This is a genomic window from Kurthia sp. Dielmo (assembly GCF_000307285.2).
In the GTDB taxonomy this organism is placed as follows: Bacteria; Bacillota; Bacilli; order Bacillales_A; family Planococcaceae; genus Kurthia; species Kurthia populi.
Genome location: NZ_HE578969.1, coordinates 31,007 through 32,578 on the forward strand (window position 1 = coordinate 31,007; position 1,572 = coordinate 32,578).

The window sequence follows — 1,572 nt, forward strand, 5'->3', positions numbered from 1 at the left end:
CAAAAAAATAAGTGGGCAGATGATGAAAGCTGGGATTAAAGAACTACCCCCGGCTCAAAACCCTTTGACTTTCAAAAAAAATATTTGGCTACCGGTGGGTGGGGTTATTTCAACAAATGTAACGTGTTCGTTTCACCCACCCCACCCCTACCACCTCAAATGAAAGGATGTGATTAATTTGGATAAACAAGAAGTAGGCTCACGAATGCGCAAAAAAAGAAAAGAAAAAAACCTGACGCAAGTAGAATTATCAAAGGCTTGTGGCATTTCCATAAACTATTATTCCAGCATCGAGAATGGACGAAATTCACCGAGTTTAGACGTGCTCAATAGCATCGCTAAAAACTTGGGTGTATCGTTAGTTTACTTATTAAACGATAGAATTGATGAAATGGAACATCGAGTAGCAGCTGAAGAAAATCGAATCAAACTACTTTTTAAGACGATTCCAGAACCACAACGGAAATTGTCAGATGGATTAATCACACAAGCTGCACGACTCCGTATTTTACTCGATGATAACTGGAAAGATATTTTAGAAAATGGTGAGTATGAAAAATTCTCACAAAGTGAAAATCAAATTCCATATGACCGAAAACGACCAATTGTAGAAAACTATGATAATCGTGATCGCACGTATCAATCCATCATGAAACAATTAACTGAATTACTTCCACAAGAAACAAAATCTAAAAAGTCGAAGTTATTAGGTCGATAATAGATGTTGAAAAATGATTATGTAGATAGCTACATACAAAAGTGGAAAGATGGAGCGATACTTTTAAATAAAAAGCGTGAGCAATTATTAACCTTAATTGAAACGATGATTCTACCACGTGACGACTTGTATTATTTCAACGAAGAACAAATTAATAACTATATTGAATTTAGCCAAGTTTGGTATTTTGAATTAGATGAATGGGAAACATTTATAACCCCATTCATCTTTTTATTTTACGTAGAAGATGATGAGCCTGTATTTGATGAATTTGTTATTAATATGGGACGTGGTGGCGGTAAGAATGGATTTATTTCGACACTGGCCAACTATTTCATTAGTGAATTGCATGGTATTGATTATTATGATGTATCGATTGTGGCCAACTCGGAAAAGCAGGCAAAACGTAGTTTCCAAGAATGCTATCGGGTCATTAATAAAAAAGGCAATGAAGATTTATTAGAGGAATTTGAAGCCTATAAAAGTAGCATCACTGGTTTAACTACGCAAAGTGTTTTTGAATATAAAACAAGCAATGCCAGCTCACAAGATGGTGGTCGTGAAGGGGCTGTTATCTATGATGAATATCACGAGATGGAAACAACGGAAATTGTCGATGTCTTTTCTGGTGGTTTAGGTAAAGTCGATTGTGGCCGTCAATTCTTTATTGGTACAAAGGGTTTTGTACGAGAAGGCTATTTTGATATTAAATATCGTGAGTGTGAGGATTTATTAAATGGGCATACACCCTTCAGAGGTTTATTCCCATATATTTGTGAACTAGATAGCATTGAAGAATTAGATAAGCCAGAGGTATGGGCAAAAGCTAATCCAGCGCTGCAGGAACCATTAAA

General features: G+C 35.9%; 2 protein-coding genes. Both read left to right on the forward strand.

Annotated features, from left to right (window positions below):
- Positions 1-178: 178 nt before the first annotated feature.
- On the forward strand, positions 179-718 hold the full coding sequence (locus tag KTHG_RS20570) for a helix-turn-helix domain-containing protein (RefSeq protein WP_222424360.1): 540 nt from the start codon (positions 179-181) through the stop codon (positions 716-718).
- A 3-nt stretch (positions 719-721) separates the two neighbouring features.
- A partial coding sequence (locus KTHG_RS20575; protein WP_255512525.1) for a terminase large subunit domain-containing protein occupies positions 722-1,572 on the forward strand: 851 nt, incomplete at its 3' end.